The sequence below is a fragment of the uncultured Muribaculum sp. genome, from assembly GCF_910583865.1.
GTDB lineage: Bacteria > Bacteroidota > Bacteroidia > Bacteroidales > Muribaculaceae > Muribaculum.
Map to the genome: position 1 here is coordinate 1 of NZ_CAJTYX010000044.1, position 20,544 is coordinate 20,544.

Annotated in this window: 16 protein-coding genes and 1 pseudogene; 10 read left to right on the forward strand and 7 right to left on the reverse strand. The window is 50.4% G+C overall.

Going from position 1 to position 20,544, the window contains the following annotated elements; all coding sequences use genetic code 11:
• Positions 1-252 precede the first annotated feature (252 nt).
• Positions 253-576 carry a multidrug efflux SMR transporter gene (locus QZ303_RS09065; protein ID WP_295731906.1) on the forward strand — a complete coding sequence of 108 codons (324 nt, stop codon included), beginning with the start codon at positions 253-255 and terminating at the stop codon, positions 574-576.
• Between the two features lie 11 nt (positions 577-587).
• Positions 588-1,058, forward strand: a complete 471-nt coding sequence (locus tag QZ303_RS09070; RefSeq protein WP_295731909.1) for a pyridoxamine 5'-phosphate oxidase family protein — start codon at positions 588-590, stop codon at positions 1,056-1,058.
• Here the strand turns inward: QZ303_RS09070 and QZ303_RS09075 are convergent.
• From QZ303_RS09075 to carA, 3 genes are all read right to left on the reverse strand, one after another.
• Positions 1,039-2,061 carry an alpha/beta hydrolase gene (locus QZ303_RS09075; RefSeq protein ID WP_295731912.1) on the reverse strand — a complete coding sequence of 341 codons (1,023 nt, stop codon included), beginning with the start codon at positions 2,059-2,061 and terminating at the stop codon, positions 1,039-1,041. The two genes, QZ303_RS09070 and QZ303_RS09075, sit on opposite strands and share 20 nt — an antisense overlap.
• A gap of 130 nt (positions 2,062-2,191) precedes the next feature.
• Complete coding sequence (carB, locus tag QZ303_RS09080; protein WP_295731914.1) at positions 2,192-5,440, reverse strand: carbamoyl-phosphate synthase (glutamine-hydrolyzing) large subunit; 3,249 nt, start codon at positions 5,438-5,440, stop codon at positions 2,192-2,194.
• A gap of 6 nt (positions 5,441-5,446) precedes the next feature.
• Positions 5,447-6,517, reverse strand: coding sequence for a glutamine-hydrolyzing carbamoyl-phosphate synthase small subunit (gene carA / locus QZ303_RS09085; protein WP_295731917.1), 1,071 nt, complete (start codon positions 6,515-6,517; stop codon positions 5,447-5,449).
• A gap of 279 nt (positions 6,518-6,796) precedes the next feature.
• On the opposite strand from carA, the gene QZ303_RS09090 reads away from it, so the two are divergent.
• From QZ303_RS09090 to QZ303_RS09110, 5 genes are all read left to right on the forward strand, one after another.
• Entirely contained in the window at positions 6,797-7,111 is a 315-nt protein-coding gene (locus QZ303_RS09090) for a TM2 domain-containing protein (protein ID WP_295731920.1), read from the forward strand.
• 363 nt (positions 7,112-7,474) lie between these two features.
• Positions 7,475-8,494, forward strand: coding sequence for a UDP-3-O-(3-hydroxymyristoyl)glucosamine N-acyltransferase (gene lpxD / locus QZ303_RS09095; RefSeq protein ID WP_295731923.1), 1,020 nt, complete (start codon positions 7,475-7,477; stop codon positions 8,492-8,494).
• Positions 8,495-8,570: 76 nt separating this feature from the next.
• Positions 8,571-9,953: a bifunctional UDP-3-O-[3-hydroxymyristoyl] N-acetylglucosamine deacetylase/3-hydroxyacyl-ACP dehydratase gene (locus QZ303_RS09100; protein ID WP_295731926.1), complete on the forward strand. Its 1,383-nt coding sequence runs from the start codon at positions 8,571-8,573 to the stop codon at positions 9,951-9,953.
• 9 nt (positions 9,954-9,962) lie between these two features.
• Positions 9,963-10,739 carry an acyl-ACP--UDP-N-acetylglucosamine O-acyltransferase gene (lpxA, locus tag QZ303_RS09105; RefSeq protein ID WP_295731929.1) on the forward strand — a complete coding sequence of 259 codons (777 nt, stop codon included), beginning with the start codon at positions 9,963-9,965 and terminating at the stop codon, positions 10,737-10,739.
• Between the two features lie 22 nt (positions 10,740-10,761).
• Positions 10,762-11,967, forward strand: a complete 1,206-nt coding sequence (locus QZ303_RS09110; protein ID WP_295731932.1) for a family 10 glycosylhydrolase — start codon at positions 10,762-10,764, stop codon at positions 11,965-11,967.
• 147 nt (positions 11,968-12,114) lie between these two features.
• On the opposite strand, the gene QZ303_RS09115 is transcribed toward QZ303_RS09110, so the two are convergent.
• On the reverse strand, positions 12,115-12,618 hold the full coding sequence (locus QZ303_RS09115; protein WP_295731935.1) for a flavodoxin: 504 nt from the start codon (positions 12,616-12,618) through the stop codon (positions 12,115-12,117).
• Between the two features lie 134 nt (positions 12,619-12,752).
• Entirely contained in the window at positions 12,753-15,356 is a 2,604-nt protein-coding gene (locus tag QZ303_RS09120) for a DUF5686 family protein (RefSeq protein WP_295731938.1), read from the reverse strand.
• Positions 15,357-15,540: 184 nt separating this feature from the next.
• Between QZ303_RS09120 and QZ303_RS09125 the strand changes: the two genes are divergently transcribed.
• Positions 15,541-16,890, forward strand: coding sequence for a glycoside hydrolase family 43 protein (locus QZ303_RS09125; RefSeq protein WP_295731941.1), 1,350 nt, complete (start codon positions 15,541-15,543; stop codon positions 16,888-16,890).
• Positions 16,891-17,186: 296 nt separating this feature from the next.
• On the opposite strand, the gene QZ303_RS09130 is transcribed toward QZ303_RS09125, so the two are convergent.
• Positions 17,187-18,083 (reverse strand): AraC family transcriptional regulator, encoded by an 897-nt coding sequence (locus QZ303_RS09130; RefSeq protein WP_295731944.1) that lies wholly within the window; start codon positions 18,081-18,083, stop codon positions 17,187-17,189.
• 237 nt (positions 18,084-18,320) lie between these two features.
• Here QZ303_RS09130 and QZ303_RS09135 point away from each other — a divergent pair, with 237 nt between their 5' ends.
• Positions 18,321-18,884, forward strand: a complete 564-nt coding sequence (locus tag QZ303_RS09135; protein ID WP_295731947.1) for a sugar O-acetyltransferase — start codon at positions 18,321-18,323, stop codon at positions 18,882-18,884.
• Positions 18,885-18,966: 82 nt separating this feature from the next.
• Positions 18,967-19,983: an alpha/beta hydrolase gene (locus tag QZ303_RS09140; RefSeq protein WP_295731950.1), complete on the forward strand. Its 1,017-nt coding sequence runs from the start codon at positions 18,967-18,969 to the stop codon at positions 19,981-19,983.
• A 90-nt stretch (positions 19,984-20,073) separates the two neighbouring features.
• Here QZ303_RS09140 and QZ303_RS10625 read toward each other — a convergent pair.
• Positions 20,074-20,397, reverse strand: a pseudogene (locus QZ303_RS10625) (ISAs1 family transposase); the annotation flags it as partial.
• Between the last annotated feature and the right edge of the window lie 147 nt (positions 20,398-20,544).

Below are 20,544 nucleotides of genomic sequence, written 5' to 3' on the forward strand. Positions count from 1 at the left end.
CTCTATGCTTTAAAAAGTTTTGATGTTGTATAAAATTAAGATGCGTCAGCCGTGCTTCTTTGTATTGATATTCTTTGCTATAAGATTGGGTGGTTCTTCAATACTTATAAGCAATTCACAATAATAGTGTGAAGAGTTCTCGTCGTAAATATAGAAATAATTTCTGCAAGTTGGTTGTAAGTATTAATTTTGCAGTGCCTTGGAAGGAGACGCCGGGTATTGCTGCAGCCCTCGATAGGTTGGTTCAAAGTCATGTATTGGTTTATTCTTTTATTTGCCGGCCTGATGGAGGTCGGATTTACTTTCTGCTTAGGCAAGACAAAGACAGCGACCGGCTCGGAACTTGCATGGTGGTGGGTAGGATTCGTGTGCGCATTGGCGCTAAGTATGTGTCTGATGGCCAAGGCCGCCGAAAAGCTTCCTATCGGTACGGTCTATCCGGTGTGGACCGGTATCGGCGCGGTGGGTGCGGTGATTGTCGGGATAGTCTTTTTCCATGAACCGGCCACGTTTTGGAGGATATTATTCATCACCACACTTATTCTTTCGATTATAGGACTCAAAGTCATGGGATGATGGGGAGAAAAATGCGAAGGTTCAGACAGGAACTGGCGATGGAAGAGTGCCACCGCATTTTGTACTGCGGCAAATATGCCGTATGGGCAATGACGAGTGATGACGATTATGCTTATGTGGTACCGGTTAACTATGCCTACGACGGCACTGCGATTTACGTGCACTGTGCGAAGCAGGGACATAAGCTTGACTGCATCATGCGCAATCCAGGATGCTCGATGTGTGTAGTGGATAAGGACGATGTGATACCGGAGGAATTCACATCATATTTCCGGAGTGTGATTGTTTTCGGAAAGGCTGCGCTTGTGAATGATGATAAGGAGGTCATAAAGGGACTGTCGCTTTTGTGCGAAAAGTACAGTCCCGGCATCGACCCCTCAGATGAGATTGCCCGTTTTATTAAGGCAGTGTGTGTGGTTCGCATCGATATTGACCTGATCACGGGCAAGCAGGCGAAAGAGCTTATCTCTGTACGTAAGTAGTACCACTGTTATGTGACAGGAACTCAGATGCGGCAGAGACAGCATGGCTGAAAGCCTTGTTCTGCCCCGGCACTGTTATGAAAAGATGTACCGACCCGGGAATCATGTCATATCTCACCTCTTTGCCGAGGCTTCTGAGGCGTTCGGCGAATTCGAGACCTTGATCTTTAAGGATGTCGCGTTCGGCGGCTATGAGTAGGGTGGGAGGCAGTTTCTTCAGCCATGTATCCGGGGTATCAGCCGGAGATATGAGAGGCTTGTGCGGATCTTTGGTATATGCAGAGTTGAATGCATCCATCAAGCGGTTGTCCAGGCCGAAACCGTCGCCATATTCATTCCAGCTTGATGAGTTGTCGCGATATGCCTTTGTAACCGGGTAAAATGCTATAAGACTGTCGAACGTTCCTTCCGGGAAACTCATTGCCGTGGCTATGGCCAGATTGCCTCCTGAACTATCGCCTCCCAGCGATATGCCTGCGCACCGCCATACATCAAGGCTGTCGGCCGCGCATTTGACGGCATCAACACAATCGGTCAGGCCTTCGGGGTAGGGGTGTTCAGGCGCGAGCCTATAATCTACTGCCAGCACCGCTACGCCGTTAATAGCCATAGCCGCACAGAAACGTGTGCAGCTGTTTATGCTCCCGATGGTCCAGCCTCCTCCATGAAAATATACGAGCAGCGGAATCGTGTCGTTGTAGTACCTGTCACATCGGAATAGAACCATATTGCCGGTCACAAGGTTGCAGCTTACACCTTTGGGAAGTTCAGGCTGCACGTTGCGCGACATCCTGACGGATGCGAGTGCGCCGTAATCACCGCCAATGGCCTTATACACGGCATCTGCCTGGCGTATCTGCATGCTGTCGGGGATGGCTTTCAGGAAAGAATCCGCTTCTGCCCGGTAAATGTCCTTTACATTGCAGTTTGTCGCGCGTACTGTGGCCATGGTTATGAATATCGCTATGATCAGGACTGTAATATGGTTTGTAATTCGTGCCATTGGTCGTAGGCTTTTTAATGGGAAAGCGCATAAGCGGCATGCAATCCTATGGTTGCACCGGAGCTTATGCGCTGTAGTCTTATAGTGGAGGGTGTTGGGCGTTGTGTTGTGAAATCTGGATGTCCATTAATTAATATTCGTTCCAGGATCGGATTTCGATGCCGTCTAACGGCAGGCGCGTGAATGCGTCGATGAATGAAGATGCCAGACGGGCGTTGGTGAGCAACGGGATATTGAGGTCGATGGCGGCGCGACGGATGCGGTAGCCGTTTGTCAGCTCAGTCTCCGACAGGTTCTTAGGTACGTTGACTACAAGATCCACTTCCTTGTGGTGGAGCAGGTCGAGCGCCTGGGGCTGCATGTCGGGTTGGCTGGGCCAATACACTTTCACCGCTGGAATACCGTTGTCGGTCAGGAACCTGTGTGTACCGCCTGTGGCGTAAAGCTTGTAGCCGTTGTTGTTCAGCTCATGTGCCGCGTCGAGCATGTCCGCTTTCTGTTTCGGGGTACCCGTGGAGAGAAGGACACCTTTGCCTTTCGATGGGATGCGCAGACCTACTGAAAGCATCGATTTAAGTATGGCCTCATCGGTGTCGGTACCGATGCAACCGACTTCGCCGGTCGACGACATGTCGACACCTAGCACGGGATCGGCCCCTTGCAGGCGGGAGAAGCTGAATTGGCTTGCCTTGATGCCTACATAGTCGAGATCGAATGCGTTCTTGTGGGGCTTCTCCGTCTCCAGCCCGAGCATAACGCGTGTGGCTATGTCGATGAAGTTAAGTTTAAGCACCTTGCTCACGAACGGGAACGAACGTGATGCACGCAGGTTGCACTCGATTACCTTGATGTCATTATTCTTGGCGAGGAACTGTATGTTGAAGGGTCCGGAGATGTTGAGAGCCTTGGCTATCTTCTGGCTGACCTTCTTGATGCGGCGTATGGTCTCGACATAGAGCTTCTGCGGGGGGAACTGTATGGTGGCATCGCCGGAATGAACACCGGCGAACTCTATATGCTCCGATATGGCGTATACCTTGATTTCGCCGTTCTGGGCCACTGCATCCATTTCAATCTCTTTGGCGAACTGGATGAACTCCGTGACTACTACTGGATGTTCCTGCGACACATTTGCCGCCAGACGCAGGAATCGCTGCAGTTCCTCGTTGTTGGAACATACATTCATCGCGGCTCCTGAGAGCACATAACTTGGACGAACAAGTACGGGGAAGCCGACTTCGTCGATAAACTCCTCTATGTCGGCGAACGATGTCAGTTCGCGCCATCGCGGCTGATCCACCCCGATGCGGTCGAGCATGGCCGAGAACTTGTGGCGGTCCTCGGCGTTGTCGATTGATGTGGCCGACGTACCGAGTATAGGTACACCGGCGTCATCGAGCCTTGTGGCGAGGTTGTTGGGAATTTGGCCTCCTACAGACAGTATCACCCCGTGTGGCTGCTCAAGCTCGAGGATGTCCATCACACGTTCGTAGGTCAGCTCGTCGAAGTAGAGGCGGTCGCACATGTCATAGTCGGTTGACACCGTCTCGGGGTTGTAGTTGATCATCACTGAGCGCCATCCTTCGCGCTTCACTGTCATGAGCGCATTGACGGAGCACCAGTCAAACTCTACCGAGCTACCTATGCGGTAGGCTCCCGAGCCGAGAACGACTATCGAGCGGTGGTCATGAAGGTATTTCACGTCGTCCTCATTTCCGTTGTATGTGAGGTACAGATAGTTTGTCTGGGCGGGATATTCGGCACCGAGGGTGTCGATCTGTTTTACTACCGGGACTATACCTGCCTGCTTGCGGAAAGTCCTTACTCTGTTGGAGGCCTCGACGTTTGAAGTGATGTTGCTTTTGAATATGGCGCGTGCTATCTGGAAGTCGCTGAACCCCTGTTCCTTCGCCTGGCGTAGTAGATTCAGCGGCAGGCGGTCGAGCGAGTCGAACGTCTCCAGCTCGTCGGCTGTGGCCACTATGTTGTGGAGTTTATAAAGGAACCAACGGTCTATCTTGGTCAGGTCGTGTATCTGGTCGACGGTGTATCCTTTGCGCATCGCTTTCGATATGACGAATATTCGGTTGTCGGTAGGCTCGTGCAGCGATTTGTCGATGTCCGGAATTGTTAGTTCCTTGTTCTCGACGAATCCATGCATACCTTGGCCGATCATGCGAAGTCCTTTTTGTATGGCCTCCTCGAATGTGCGTCCTATTGCCATGACCTCACCCACCGACTTCATCGACGAGCCGATCTCTCGCTTCACGCCGTGGAACTTGCCAAGATCCCAGCGAGGAATCTTTACGACCACGTAGTCGAGCGCAGGTTCGAAGAACGCTGAAGTGACTTTGGTGACAGAGTTTTTCAGGTCGAACAGTCCGTAACCGAGTCCGAGCTTCGCGGCCACGAAAGCCAACGGATAGCCTGTGGCCTTGGAGGCGAGGGCGGATGAGCGCGAAAGACGAGCGTTCACCTCTATCACACGGTAGTCCATGGACGAGGGGTCGAAAGCATATTGCACGTTACACTCACCTACGATGCCGATATGGCGCACGATTTTTATGGCGAGTTTGCGCAGATAGTGGTAATCCTCGTTTGAGAGTGTCTGCGACGGAGCGACTACAATCGATTCGCCGGTATGGATTCCAAGCGGGTCGAAGTTCTCCATGTTGCAGACGGTGATACAGTTGTCGAACCTGTCGCGTACCACTTCATACTCCACCTCTTTCCATCCTTTGAGCGATTTCTCCACAAGCACCTGAGGCGCGAACGACAGCGCTTTTTCCACCAGTTCTACCAGTTCACGCTCGTTGTCGCAGAATCCGCTGCCGAGACCCCCGAGTGCATAGGCTGCGCGCACGATTACGGGGTAGCCGAGTTCTGACGCGGCCTTTATGGCATCGGCAACCGACCCCACGGCCTCGCTTTTGATGGTCTTTACGTTGATCTGGTCGAGTTTTTTCACAAACAGTTCGCGATCCTCGGTGTCCATGATTGCCTGCACGGGAGTGCCGAGCACTTTTACCCCATACTTTTCGAGGACGCCGGATTGTTGTAATTCAACGCCGCAGTTCAGGGCGGTCTGTCCGCCGAATGCGAGGAGAATACCGTCGGGGCGTTCCTTCTCTATAACCTTTTCCACGAAATATGGCGTGACGGGGAGGAAGTAGATAGTGTCGGCGATTCCTTCGGAAGTCTGGACTGTGGCGATGTTGGGGTTGATCAGTACTGTGTGGATACCCTCTTCTTTCATCGCTTTCAGAGCCTGCGATCCCGAGTAGTCAAATTCTCCGGCTTCGCCTATTTTCAATGCGCCGCTTCCGAGAAGCAGGACCTTGTGTGGCAGTACGGCTTGTGTATTCTGTATTATCGACATGGTTGATCAGAGCATATTGATGAATTCGTCAAAAAGAAATTCCGTGTCCTTCGGGCCTGACGAGGCTTCGGGATGAAACTGTGCCGAGAAAAAGGGTTTGGACTTGTGGCGGATGCCTTCATTTGTGCCGTCGTTCATGTTGATGAAAAGCGGCTCCCAATCGTCGGGAAGGGTGGTGTCATCTACGGCGAAACCATGATTCTGCGAGGTTATGTAGCATTTCTGTGTGCCTGCGCGACGCACCGGCTGATTGTGGCTGCGATGGCCATAGGGGAGCTTGTAGGTGGAGGCACCTGCTGCGCGTGCCAGCAGTTGGTTGCCCATGCAGATTCCGCATATTGGCTTGCCGCTGTCCATAGCCTTGCGTATGTTGGCTACTGTGGCATCCACCATGTCGGGGTTGCCGGGTCCGTTGGAGATAAACAGCCCGTCATAAGGGATTGAATTGAAATCATAATCCCATGGCACGCGGACGACTTTTACACCTCGGCGCGTGAGGCAGCGAATGATGTTGTGCTTGACCCCACAGTCTACGAGCACCACCGTGCGTGGTCCTTCGCCGTGCACTTCCACTCCTCGGCAGCTTACTTTGGCTACGAGATTTTCCGTGTTGGGGTCGTAAAGCGGTATGTCGCCGCATCCGTCCACCACAATCTTCCCGAGCATGGATCCATGTTCGCGCAAGTGCTTTGTCAGGGCGCGCGTGTCGATGCCGTAGATACCCGGTATCTTCTCTTCCTTCAGCCATTCGGCGAGGCTGCGGTCGGCCTGCCAGTGTGAGTGGTCCCACGAATAATCCTGGGCTATGATTGCCTTGGCGTGGATGTGGTCGCTTTCATAGTACTCGCTTACATCGTCTTTTTCCCTGCGAGGGGGCACACCGTAGTTACCGAGGATAGGGTAGGTGGTGACGAGTATCTGTCCTTCATAGGATGGATCTGTCAGGCTTTCCGGATAGCCTGTCATTGCCGTGTTGAACACGACTTCTCCGGCTGTAGATGCGGCATATCCGAATGATTTGCCTTCGAATATGGTGCCATCTTCCAGTACGAGTGATGCCTTCTTTGTGTCGCGCATAGGTTCGCTATATCTTTGATGAAAACAAAAGTTTGCAGTCGTTGGCTAAAACCGTGCAAAGTTATGCAATTTTCTTCATGTAACGATGGTATTGCCATGAAATAATTGCTTTCAATGGCAAATTTCCTGAAAAATTCCTTAATATTATGTTTTTGTTTTTTAGAGCCTGGCGCGGTGGATATATGGAAATTAGCGGGATGGAAATTTTGTAACTAAAAATATAATATGTAATTTTGTTTCATTAAAAATGGTCGTTTGACCTGGCTAATTCAAAAGACAATGGATCAGAATTATTCCAACATGGGCGGTTCGTGCCCGAATCCACCTCGAAACAATGATGTATTTGCTACTGACCGTTTCGGCAAGAGCCGTGGTGTCTGCGCCCTCCTCGCCATTTTTCTTGGCGGATTTGGAGTGCAGTATTTCTATCTCGGCAAGACCACAGCCGGCATAATCGCTCTCATCGGCACATGGGTGCTCTGCGGCTTGCCGAGCATACTTTGGCTCATTCAGGGCATACTCATGCTTGTGATGACTCCTGAAGATTTCGAACGCAAGTATGAGTGTACAACCTCGACTTTCCCTCTCTTCTGATATCTGAATGAAATTTTCCCGGCAGGTGCGGTAAGGCATATGTCTTACGATAGCAATCACCTGTCCATGAATGGTATGCCGGGGAAAATATTCTTATAGTGAATGTGTGTCGGGCTTGCTTCTCTCTGGGGGATGCTGTCTGACGAATTTGTGCGATTATTGTAATCCATTCATGGGTGCACAGCCTTGTCGTAATTTCCGTTATCGCGGACTTTTCGGCAGGGCTGTGGGTCGTTATATGGCTTTATCGTTGCCTCTTCGATGCATCAGGCCGGGATGCATGTCGTTTTTTAAGGAGATTATGCCGTATTTGTAAAAAAAAATGTGCAAATTTGCACATTAAAACTTTTTAACAGCCCAAAGATGGAATTTTCTGCCAATCAGATAGCGTCCCTCGTCGGCGGCACTGTGGATGGTGACGGAAATGTCGCCGTGTCTACTTTCGCCAAGATCGAAGAAGGTCATCCTGGAGCACTTTCGTTTTTAGCCAATCCGAAGTATTCACATTATATATACGATACCCGTAGTTCCATCGTACTCGTCCGACGTGACTTCGAGGCCGAGCACCCGATAAGCGCCACTCTCATACGTGTCGATGATCCATATGCCACAATCGCGCAGTTGCTTCAGATGGTGGCGGCCATGACGGCACCTCACCCGAAAGGTGTCGAGCAGCCTTCTTTCGTTGCTTCCGACGTGGATGTACCTGAAGATGCTTATGTAGGTGCGTTTGCCTATGTGGCCTCAGGTGTGAAGCTCGGCAAGGGGGTGAAGATATATCCTCAGACCTATGTGGGCACGTGCGTCGAGATAGGTGAGGGAACTATACTTTATCCCGGCGTTAAGGTGTATCACGGATGTTCGATCGGAGCGCGATGCATCATACATAGTGGTGCCGTGATCGGCGCCGACGGATTCGGATTCGCCCCTACCGATGGTGTCTACAACAAGATTCCTCAGCTTGGCAACGTGACCATCGGCGATGATGTGGAAATCGGCGCCAATACCACTGTCGACCGTGCCGTGATGGGAAGTACTCGCATCGGAAAGGGCGTGAAGCTCGACAATCTTATCCAGATAGCCCATAACTGCGAGGTAGGCGACAATACTGTGATGGCTTCGCAATCGGGCATTGCGGGATCGACCAAGGTAGGAAGTGGATGTATGGTAGGTGGACAGGTGGGTTTTGCCGGCCACCTGCATATAGGCGACAATGTGCAGGTCGGCGCACAGTCGGGCATAAACAGGAATGCTCCCGACGGCGCGCGTATCATGGGATATCCCGCCGTGGATTATGGCGACTTCGCCCGGCAGACAATCAATATCCGCAACTTGTCGAACCTGTATAAGCGTGTCGGGGAACTTGAGAAAAAGCTTAAGTGATCCGTCTTATGACGCTCATCTTTTTATGAGAAATATAAGTTAATTAAATCATACTCCTCAAAAGATAACCAGATAAATGAAACAGTGTACACTCACCGATTCGTTCAAGGTGCATGGTAAGGGACTGCATACCGGTCTAATGATCGATGCCGAGTTCTGCCCCGCTCCTGAAGGACATGGCTATAAGATCCAGCGCACCGACCTTGAAGGGCAGCCTGTGATTGATGCTGTAGCCGAGAATGTTATCGCCACCCAGCGTGGCACCGTCGTCGCCAAAGGTGATATAAAAATCAGCACCATAGAGCATGCGCTTGCAGCACTCTATGCGGCAGGTATCGACAACTGCCTGATAAAGGTAAGCGGTCCGGAAATACCTATACTTGATGGTTCGGCCAAGGAATATTGCGAGAAAATCGCTCAGGTGGGAATCAAGGAGCAGGGGATCGAGAAGGACTATTACATAGTCCGCCAGAAAATAGAGGTGCGCGATGATGCCACCGGTGCTTCTCTCGTGGTGCTTCCCGACGATGATTTCTCTGTTGATGTGATGATTGACTTCAATTCTCCGGTGCTCAACAACCAATATGCTGTGCTCGACAATCTCAATGATTTTCCGAAAGAGATAGCGGCCAGCCGTACATTCGTGTTCGTGCGCGAGGTAGAGCCGCTGGTGAAGAACAATCTCATAAAGGGTGGCGATCTCGACAATGCCATAGTGATTTACGACTCTCCGATGGAGCAATCTGAACTTGACCGCCTGGCCGACCTCATGGGCGTCCCGCACAAGAATGTCGATGAATTCGGATATATCAACAACGTGCCGCTGACATGCGACAATGAGCCGGCACGCCATAAGTTGCTCGACGTTCTTGGTGACATTGCCCTTATCGGACGTCCGCTGAAAGGAAAAATTATCGCCAGCCGTCCCGGCCATTCGCTGAACACCGTTTTCTCGAAGAAGATACGCAAGGAAATCAAGCACCAGGAGGTGCAGGCTCCCTTGTATAATCCTTCGGCAGAGCCTGTGATGGATGTGAACCGTATCCGCGAACTGCTTCCTCACCGCTATCCGTTCCTGTTGGTCGACAAGGTAATAGAGGTGGGGGAAAGCCACATCGTAGGCCTTAAGAATGTTAGCGGTAACGAACCATTTTTCCAGGGTCATTTCCCGCAGGAACCCGTCATGCCGGGTGTGCTGCAGGTAGAGGCCATGGCGCAGACCGGCGGCCTTCTTGTGCTCAGCACGGTGGACGATCCGGAGAAGTATTCCACTTATTTCATGAAGATAGACAATGTGAAGTTCCGCAGTAAGGTGGTACCGGGCGACACTCTCCTGTTTCATGTTAGCTTCATGACACCGTTGCGTCGCGGTTGTGCGGTAATGAAAGGCTATGCTTTCGTCGGTGAGAAGATTGTCACTGAATGCGAATTCATGGCTCAGGTAATCAAGAACAAATAAACAAAGAATATGAAACAACCATTAGCCTATGTGCATCCTGCCGCCAAGATCGCTCCGAGCGTGGTGATTGATCCGTTCGTCACCATCGACCAGAATGTGGAGATTGGTGAAGGCACGCGCATCGGAAGTAACGTCACGATAATGGAGGGTGCCCGTATAGGGAAGAACTGTACGATTTTCCCCGGTGCGGTGATTGGCGCCGTCCCTCAGGATTTGAAATTCAAGGGTGAGGAGACCACCGCCATCATCGGCGATAATACGACAATCCGTGAGTTCGTCACGGTAAATCGTGGGACCGCCGCAAAGGGAAAGACCGTGGTCGGCAACAACTGCTTGATAATGGCCTATTGCCATGTGGCTCACGATTGTGTGGTGGGTGACAACGTTATCATGTCGAATGCCGTGCAGCTTGCAGGCGAGGTTCAGGTCGATAACTATGCCGTGATAGGCGGAGGTGCCCTCGTGCATCAGTTCTGCCACATAGGTCCTCATGTCATGCTGCAAGGGGGTGCGCTTGTCAATAAGGATATTCCTCCTTATGTCAAGGCCGGGCGTGAACCTATAGCATATGCGGGAGTCAACTCTATCGGTCTGCGTCGTCGCAATTTCACCAACGAGCAGATCAGCGAGATTCAGGAAATCTATCGCTACCTCTATCTGTCCGGCATGAACTTCTCTGACGCGATTGACCGGATAGAGGCCGAGCTTCCCGCCACCAAGGAGCGTGACGAGATTATCCTCTTCGTGCGCAATGCCAAGCGTGGTATAATCCGTGGCTACGTATAATTTTTCAGCTCAACATGGTTACATGGCTGCCGCATCCCGATGGGTGTCGGCAGCCATGACTGTGATTGTGCTTATTTTATGCGCTTTCCGGGCAACCTCAGCAGAGCCATATCGGGAGTCTGAGGTGAGGGGGGTATGGCTTACCACCAACGGCGGCCTTGACTGGCCTAAGGGCGTGAATGATGTCGAGGCTCAGAAAAAGGCGCTGACCGATATGCTCGACCGTCTTGCGAAAGCGCATTTTAATCTGGTCATATTTCAGGTGCAGGCCAACGGCGATGTGTTGTGGCATTCGCGGTATCAGCCGGCCATGAAGGCTGTCACCGGCGACGGGAGTGCCGATTTGCGGTTCGACGTGTGCCGTTTCGTGATTGACGAGTGCCACAAACGCATGATGGAGTGTCATGCATGGATTGTGCCGTTCCGCATGGGGTCTGTGTCGCATATCTCCGGTTATAAAGGGAATCGCGTGCGCCATCCCGGACAGGCGCGTCGGAAGCAATGCATTTCCTATCACGGCACGCTCTGGCTTGATCCGGGAGTGCCTGCCAACCGCAAATGGCTGATAGACGTCTATCGCGAATTTGTGCGCGAATATGAGTTCGACGGCATAAGCCTTGACTATACGCGCTATCCCGGTGCTGATTTTCCGGATGCTTCTTCCTATAAGAAATATGCCCCACGGCGTATGCCGCTTGCTGACTGGAGACGCGCCAACCTTAATGGTTTCGTCTCCGACTTCTATGATATGGTCGCTGACGAACGGCCTGAAATGATGGTGGGTTCGGCGCCGATAGGCACATACAAGAATGTCGGCAGACTGCGCAATTCTACCGCATACGGTTCGTTTTATCAGGATCCCGTGCAATGGATTTCCTCGGGTCATCATGATTTTATAGCTCCGCAGATGTATTGGGACGAGAAGTCCGGCTATTCAGTAAATCTTGCCACATGGGCCGACGAGGTTTCCGATGCCGTTCCTGTCGCGGCCGGTCTTGCCGCATATAAGATGATGGATGCCGGATGGAGTGATGATGTCATAGTCGACCAGATTGTAAAGGCCCGTAAGGCTCCCGGCATTTCGGGTGTGGTGTTTTTTAGAGCCGAGCATGTCATAGGGAGTCACCCGAAAGCCCAAAGGCTCTATCGGCGTTTGTGTGACGATATTTTCGATGTGCCTGTACCTCTCCCATGGGCCTCGGAGATCACCGGGCAAACCGGGAGTTAACGATATGCTAATAAATATTGTCATACCAGTATATTAAAACGGTAGCGTGCCCAGTCCGGCACGCCACCGTCGTATATAAAAGAGCCTCCCCGCCCGGCCTCTCTCCATTAAAACGGGCGGGGTAAATGAGGCTCTTATAACTATTGCTTATGCAAGTTCTTTCTTTATCAAGTCTGTCCAGGCTTTGATACGTGGTGCTGTCAGTTCCTCTTTGTTCACGTTGTCAAGCATGAGTCCGACGTAGACTCCGTCGACGAATGCGGGAGTTGAATCGAAGTCGTAGCCGTCGGCATCAAATGCGCCTATGAATCTGGCACCGGTGGGGAGAAGGCGGGAGTATAATTCTCCTAAAGCCCCGCAGAACGTATCGCTCATCGACTCGTCACCGCAACCGAACAGCGCTATGGTTTTTCCGGTAAGATCAAGAGCCTCGACTCCGTCAAGCATGTCATACCAGTCATCCTGTAGTTCTCCCGACCCCCATGTGCTCGATCCAAGTAGAAGTACATCATAGGGCGCTACATCGGCAGGTGACGATTTGGCCACATCACGTACATCAGCTGTATCAATTGCCAATATCTTTGCGATTTGTTCGGCGACCTCGGCGGTCATGCCTGTGCTTGATCCGTAGAATATACCTGTTTTTTTCATTGTCATTATTGTAATCTTTCTGACAATATAACACATCGCGCATGAAAATGTTCTTGTTTTCCATGGCACGAGTGTGAAAGATTTATGACGGGTTTGTCGATAGGCGGTTGAATAGGATTGTGACTCGACGGTGGTCAGAAGGCTAGGTGGAAGGCAATCCGGATGCCCCAGCGAGGTGCGTCGGGATTGTTTCGATAGGAGAGCCGCCACACATAGTCTACTCGCAGCACGCGAAGTATGTTGTCGAGGCCGGCGCTGATTTCCATGTAGGGGCGGTTGCTCATCGGGGTTGTGTGCACGTCGGTGGGGAACGTGAAAAGTTCCGGATTGCAAGCCGGATTGTTCCGGTCGCTTAGATGTCCCCATAGCGCCTTGAAGTTGACTACCTCACGCAGTTTCATACGGTTGAACAATGGGATGCGGTTGAATAGCAGCCCGTTCATCCAATATGTGAAATCAACCATCGCATAAGAGTCGTTGATGAATTCCAAAGGGTTCATCAATGCGAAGCTTTCAGGCTGTATGGTGTATGACAGATTGGCATTTGGGAGCATTAGGTTCATGTAAGGGGTGCGGCTCCATACGTGTCCGCCTTTCACTACGGCATCTATATAACCGAAGGCAGACAGCCACCAGCGCTGGGCATAGCGGAATTCTGTGCGGTTGATGCCGAACATGCTGCCGAGGAATCCCTTTGGGGCGAATGTGTGGGTCAATTCGAACACCGGCGCGTCAAGGTTGATGGGGAGGCGGTTGGACTTTCCCTGATAGAATTTCTCTCCGGGAGCGTAACGTAGTTTCAGTTCGAACATGGTCTCGTTATAATGGCCGAAACTTTGGCCGTAGCCGTTGATGAAAGGTATCCATCTGGTAGCTTCCTGGCGTTCGAAGGCGGCGCTTGCCACAAGTGAGAAGTTGTTGCGAAGCTCGAGGGTGTATTCAAGCTGCTGCCGGCGCTGGTAGGTTAGGCGCGTGTCCTCCATGCGCTTCAGCGACAGGAAAAGATTGTCGGCGTTGGTATAGACATAGCGCTGTCCGAGCTGGTCGATGTCGTAAAGCGATGTGAAGCGCAGTGAATGTACCGGGAATTCGCGGCTGTGCAGCTTTTTGTCGTGAAAGGAGTATTCCAGTTCGCCACGGTATTTCCACTTATGGTCGCGGAGTCCGTAGGCCACGTAGCCTCGGGCGAACCATCGGGGTGACAAGGCTGCGGTGGTCATGCCGCCGGTGCGCAGTCGTATACCTTCTACGGTATTGTAGCTGATGGATGTGTTGACAGGCCCGTAGTCGAACTTGCTCGGATTGCCGGTGTGCACGTAGCCGCTGACGAGCAGGCGCACGGTGCGCTCGGTCCAATAGTATAAAGGTACTTGGCGGAGGCTTGCTACCATCGTCGACAGCGATTTTTCCGAGCGGTCGAGCGGAACATCGCGGCGGATGTCCCAAAAAGCGTCGTCCTGAAGGTAGGCATCGTCGGCCACCACCTGATATTCCGCATGACCGAATGTTGCCGATTCATCGGAGGGTGAGTCGAAATTGAAGTCGTCGTATGTGGTGTTGCGCCTTACATAAAGGCTGGGCATTCCGGGCAGGATGCTCAGTTCCATGGTCATGTCGTCAGACCTCTTGAGTCGCGTTCCGTCGGGAGCGCGGTCGAAAGTCTGGGTAAGTGTCATGCCGTCGATGAAGTTGACGTTGATGCTGTGGGGCAGGTAAAGCTCCATCTTCTTTATCATCATGGTCGAGTCGGCTTTAGGCACGTAGATTTTGCCGAGAAATCCCCACGTCTGGGGCGTGTGGGGTACAAAACTCAAAACCACGCATGAATCCTCCTCCACAACTACGGTGTCGGAGAGATAGAATTTATAGAAGTCGGCGGCAATAGGCGATAGGGGGCTGACGAACCGGTTTTGCAGCAACGTGATGTCGTTCTTGTAGATGTCGATTTCGCGGAACACATCCTCCAGTACCTTCCGAACGTTTTCCTGGTTTGACATTATGTCGTCGATACCCTCGTGGCGCAGGCCGCTTACGTGTTCACGTTCGCGGTCATCGCTGTGGCGGTAGTTGACGGTCGCGGCTTTCTCTCGCATGGCAATGTTGAGTATCGGTTTGCCGGACACGACCGAAGTGTCAATGTGGTCGCGCAGGAACGAGAATTTCCGGTCGATCCACGATGTGGTATCAGGCACGTAGTTGTTGATAGCTATTGACATGCGTTCATACTTGTCGAAGTTGTAGAAATCGTGTCGGTGCGGGTCGGTAAGATTGCGCGCGGCTCTTATGCGTTCCATGAATGCCACGGCCGGATTCCCCTTTTTCCGATACTTTTCTTTCTTGGGCTTTACCACCACTTCCGACAGTTGGACGCCGGTAGGGTCGAGTTCTACAATCAGTTGGCGTCGCGTGTGTCTGTCGATGGGTAGGGTGGTGGAGGAATATCCCATGACGCTCACTCTTACACTGTCGGCAATCGAGTAGGAGTGTAACGAGAAGCGACCGTGGTCGTCGGTGAGCGTGCCACCAGGGGTAGTGGTTAGCGCTACTGCGGCGTAAGGTACCGGCTCTCGGCTGTTGCTGTCGAACACGATACCTTTCACCTCGATATTTTCGGCCACGGCAATGCCGCTCCATGCGACTAAGGCCACCACCATGGCGGTAAGGCGTATTGGGCTGAAGCGGTTTATATTATGAATGCGTGCTATGTGATGTTGGATAGAACGTTGCAGTAATGTCATTGTCAGTGAATCAACTTGCAAAGTTACTCAATTCTGCCACAACCGTTCTTCCTCTCAACGTATTTTATGCGTTTTTAGTGAATATTTCATGTTTTGGATTCCTGTAATATGCGACAAATCCTTAGTATGCCTGTAAATAATGCTACGCCCATGAATTTTCCTTTACAATAAACGGTACGTTACCATGTCGTTCAAATACTCGATACGGTTCAATCATGCCAATGAGTTAATCGCCAAGACAAATTTGACAAGATATTATCCGTTTTTGAACAGCAGTTTTCTGGCAATGGTATCGCCATTCCTTAATTTTGCATCATGCCATACGGTCGATGCACAATACAATAAACCAAGACTTCTAAGTAGATATAAAAATAATACGAATAATATGGACACAAGACAACTCCTACTACAGGCGATGCTTGCATACATGATTGCGGTTCCCGGATTTGCTGCTGCCGATGACAGCGGATCATCACGAACCGAAATATTTTTGGCAGATCCTACCGTATATGTGGAGGGTGGCAAGTATTATATGGCAGGTACACGCAGCTATGAGCCAAAGGGATTCACCTTGCTCGAAAGTTCCGACTTGCGCAACTGGAAATACGCCATGCCAGACTCCATGATTTTGCTGAAAGGCAAAAAAACATATGGGACAGAAGGTTTTTGGGCTCCACAGATTTTCAAAGATGGCGACAGTTATCTGCTGGCTTACACCGCCAACGAACAGACCGCCGTTGCTAAAGCCGCCAAGCTTACCGATCTTTATAAGCAACGTTCAATACGTCCCGTGGACAACAGTGCCAAAAACATCGATCCTTTTATTTTCAAAGACGATGACGGTAAATACTATTTCTATCATGTGCGTTTTGTGGACGGAAATATACTGCACGTAGCTGAGTTCAATCCTACAACTTTCCTGCTCAAAGGTGAACCGGTGGCATGTTTCCGCAATACCGAGAAGTGGGAAGATACCGGTGCATATCCCAGCGCGCCAATTATGGAAGGCCCTACCGTAATTAAATTTGACGGCACATATTACATGTTCTATTCGGCAAATCACTATCTGAGTCCGGACTATGCCGTAGGCTATGCTACGGCTTCCACTCCCATGGGGCCATGGACCAAACATCCAGCCTCACCAATTCTACATCGAAATATTGTAGGGGAGAGAGGTTCGGGTCATGGTGATGTTTTTTTCGATAATGAAGGCAATATCCGTTACGTCTATCATGTGCATCATGACGACACCCGCGCCAACCCACGCCGTACACGTATCATCACTCTCAACGTTGACAAGTCGAAAGGGCATCCTTATACCATAACCGCCGACCCGGCGTCGATAATAGTGCCGGAGTTTGTCGATGACGATGAAGAGGATGCCGGAATCTCGGAAGTTGGTATTTCGGCATCAGATATAAAGCCTGTGGCATATTACTCTCTTTCAGGATGTCGAATCGAACCGTCTAAAGTCGAAAGGGGATTGTATATAGTTAGATATTCTGATGGAAATACGCATAAGATAATTCGTTGAATTCCGGTATAAACCATGGCGGTGTGTCGAAATTCGGCATACCGCCGTTCTTATGTCCGGACGGGAGGATGTTGTCAGTCATCGCGAACGCTCTGCCTTGCAGAGAATGGCTTCAGATGGTAGGAGCTGAGGCTGAGGCTTATGGGAGCGTGATTTCCTATGTGACCGTTATCGGCTTGCCGCTTTCGTAGCATCGCGGAGAAAGAACCCGAATGTCAATAGCGACGACCTGGATGAGCCATTATGACATCCTCATGGAAAAGCATATGAAACAGTATGATCTATTGACTGATTGGTCAATTCAGATGCAAACGGTATTCTCTTGGAGTGATGCCTGTCTGCTTCTTGAAGAAGCGTATGAAGTGCTGTGGGTATTGGAAACCGAGCAGTTCCGCTATCTGTTTGGTATTTAGCTGCGGTTCAGACAATGAACTCTTTGCGAAGTTTAGCATCTTCAGTTGTATATATTCCTGCGCGGTCTTTCCGGTCTCTGATTTCACAAGATCGCCGAAATAGTTTGGGGAAAGGCATATTTTGTCTGCAAAATATTTTACGGTAGGTATCCCTTCGGTTGCGCCCAATCCGTTGTCTATATAATCGTCAAGGAGTTGTTCGAATTTTCCCAATGTGCTGTGATTTAGCTCCTCGCGAGTCACGAACTGCCTTTCATAGAAGCGCATGCAGTAGTTCAGCATGACCTCGATATTGGATATGATAAGTGACTTTGAAAATCTGTCGATCGGATGTTGCAGTTCTCGGGCTATCTTATCCATATAGTCTTGTAAGATCATTCTTTCCTCAGTGGAGAGGTGCAGGGCTTCATTGGATGCATATGAAAAGAATGAATATTGTTTGATTTTTTTGCCTAATGGTGTGCGGTGTAAAAAGTCTGGATGAAACAGCAGTCCTACGGATTCCGGGACCGGACCGTCCTCCAGCCGATATATGCCCACGGTCTGGCCCGGGGCAAAGCTCACCACTGTCTCATCATCGAAATCGTAATTGGTCTTACCGTAGTTTATGCGACAGCCAGTAGTCTTTTTTAGAAACAAGGCATAGAATCCGAAAGCCATGGTATGGCTGTTTTGAGGCACTGAACTGTCAAAATGGACGATTCCGACCAATGGGTGTCGTGTCTCAAACCCGAAATATCGGTTGTACTTCTCTATTGTGTCGGCCTGATATATTTCCATGCTTGTATTCCGATTAGTTTCAATGCAAAGATAAGTGTTTTTATAATATGGAAGGGTGGTAGGATTGAAACATATGTAATCGGGGTACTTATCTCCGTAAAGTTGGTATGTGCTGTAATACAGGTATCTAATGCCGCCACAACAATTCCGTAATTGAGGTATATAGGTGAGTAAGATTGGTAATGGTTTCCACGATGGTTGTATCTAATTTTGCAAAAAAAAGAAAAACAACAGCCAATGACAGAAACAGAATTTTTGAAATACGTTTCATCAGGAGCGGTGATAGCTGCCGGAAGCGATGCCCACCAGGTAATGCACCGGATGAGCCAGGATGCGTTGCGGCTCACAGCCCGAATCAACTCCTCTTATCAGGAGCCGTCCAAGTTGCGTGAACTAATGTCGGAGCTTATAGGCAAGCCGCTTGACGACCGCTTCGGATTGTTTCCACCCGTTTATACGGATTGCGGAAGGAACATAACCATTGGCCGTCGCACATTTATAAACATGGGTTGCACGTTTCAGGACTGGGGTGGAATTTCCATAGGGGATGACTGCCTAATAGGTCATAACTGTACTATCTGTACGGTGAGTCATGACAAGAACCCTGAAGCAAGGGGCAATATTGTTTGTCATCCTGTAAAAATAGGTGACAAAGTATGGGTAGGGGCGAATGTGACAATCCTGCCCGGAGTCTCGATTGGAGACGGTGCGATCATAGCCGCCGGCGCGGTGGTGACAAGGGATGTCGATGCCGGTACGATTGTCGGCGGTGTTCCAGCAAAGGTAATCAATAAAATCTGACAATATGATGAATAAAAATATCTTGACATTCATGCTTGCCGCTTCGCTATCAGCGACAGCACACACAAAGGAATCAAAGACTATGAGCAATAACGACAATAAAATCGTGACAGAAAAACTCGAACTGTCAACCGAATGGGACAAGACATTCCCAAAAAGCGAGAAAGTGGACCACAGCAAGGTGACTTTCCCTAACCGTTACGGTATCACTCTCGCCGCTGACCTTTATATTCCTAAGAACTCCAAAGGCAAACTCCCGGCAATAGCCGTCAGCGGACCATTCGGGGCGGTTAAAGAGCAGGTCTCAGGCAGATACGCGCAGGAAATGGCTGAGCGCGGTTTCCTGACGATTGCTTTCGACCCCTCTTTTACGGGTGAAAGTGGTGGCACGCCCCGGTATGTGGCATCACCCGACATCAATACCGAGGATTTCAGTGCCGCCGTGGACTATCTTCTGACAAGGGATGATGTCAATTCTGATAGGATCGGGATTATCGGAATCTGCGGCTGGGGCGGCTTTGCCGTAAACGCTGCCGCCAACGACCCGCGAATCAAAGCCACACTCGCATCGACCATGTATGATATGAGCCGTGTCAACGCCAACGGATATTTTGATGCCTCGACGCCGGATGAGCGTCATGCTCTTCGTGAGAGACTTGCGACACAACGCACTGCTGACATCCGCAACGGTTACTATACCCTCGGTGGCGGTGTCGTTGACCCTCTCCCGGCTGATGCGCCTCAGTTTGTCAAGGATTACTACGATTACTACAAGACGGCTCGCGGTTATCATCCACGCTCATTGAACTCAAACGGTGGATTCAATGCCACATCGCCCATACCGTTCATCAACCTGCCGCTTTTGACTTATGCCAATGAAATCCGTAATGCCGTGATGCTCGTGCACGGTGAGAAAGCCCACTCTCTCTACTTTAGCAATGACACTTACAAGAAGTTGATGGAGAATTGGAAGCCCGGCACACCAAATAACAAGTTGCTATACGTTGTTCCCGGAGCCAGCCATACCGATCTTTACGACGAGATGGACGTAATCCCCTTTAATGAAATTGAGAAATTTTTTGATGAATATCTGAAATGAATTCGGTTATGAAGATGCGTTTTGTTTTTCAATCATGGCAAAAGAATGAGATTTAACTTTCATTGAATACCTTTGTGCGATACTCAATGCTCATGAGACATTTCTTATATTACGTCTGCGTTTCAGGCTGAGTTTGTCATTGTGTTTTTTGAGCATTTCCAATGCGTACTTTCGCATCGAGGCAAGGTTGACTGCACCGTTTTTAGCATGTACACGACATTGATCTTCCTTGAATCTCACGTTAAGATGCCCGTGCAACTCGTTCTCGACACCCCGGTGTTCCATTATTAGCGCGGCATGATATGAGCTCTCAACCTTTTCCTCGCTACTGAGATAATATGCAGCTTCATTGGATCTTACTCCGTTGACCGTTCGCTCTCTGCGCATCCTGCTTATACATTTAAGCCCCGACCATGGCTTCCTTTTCCAGAAGTATCGTGAATCTGCGTTTAATCTGCCTTACGAAAATACCCGAAAACACTGGCGAAAAACCTCCTGCGAAAAACTCGTAGATTCAAGAACGAAGTGCAAAATTCATCGCTCTGAATAGCCCAATATTTT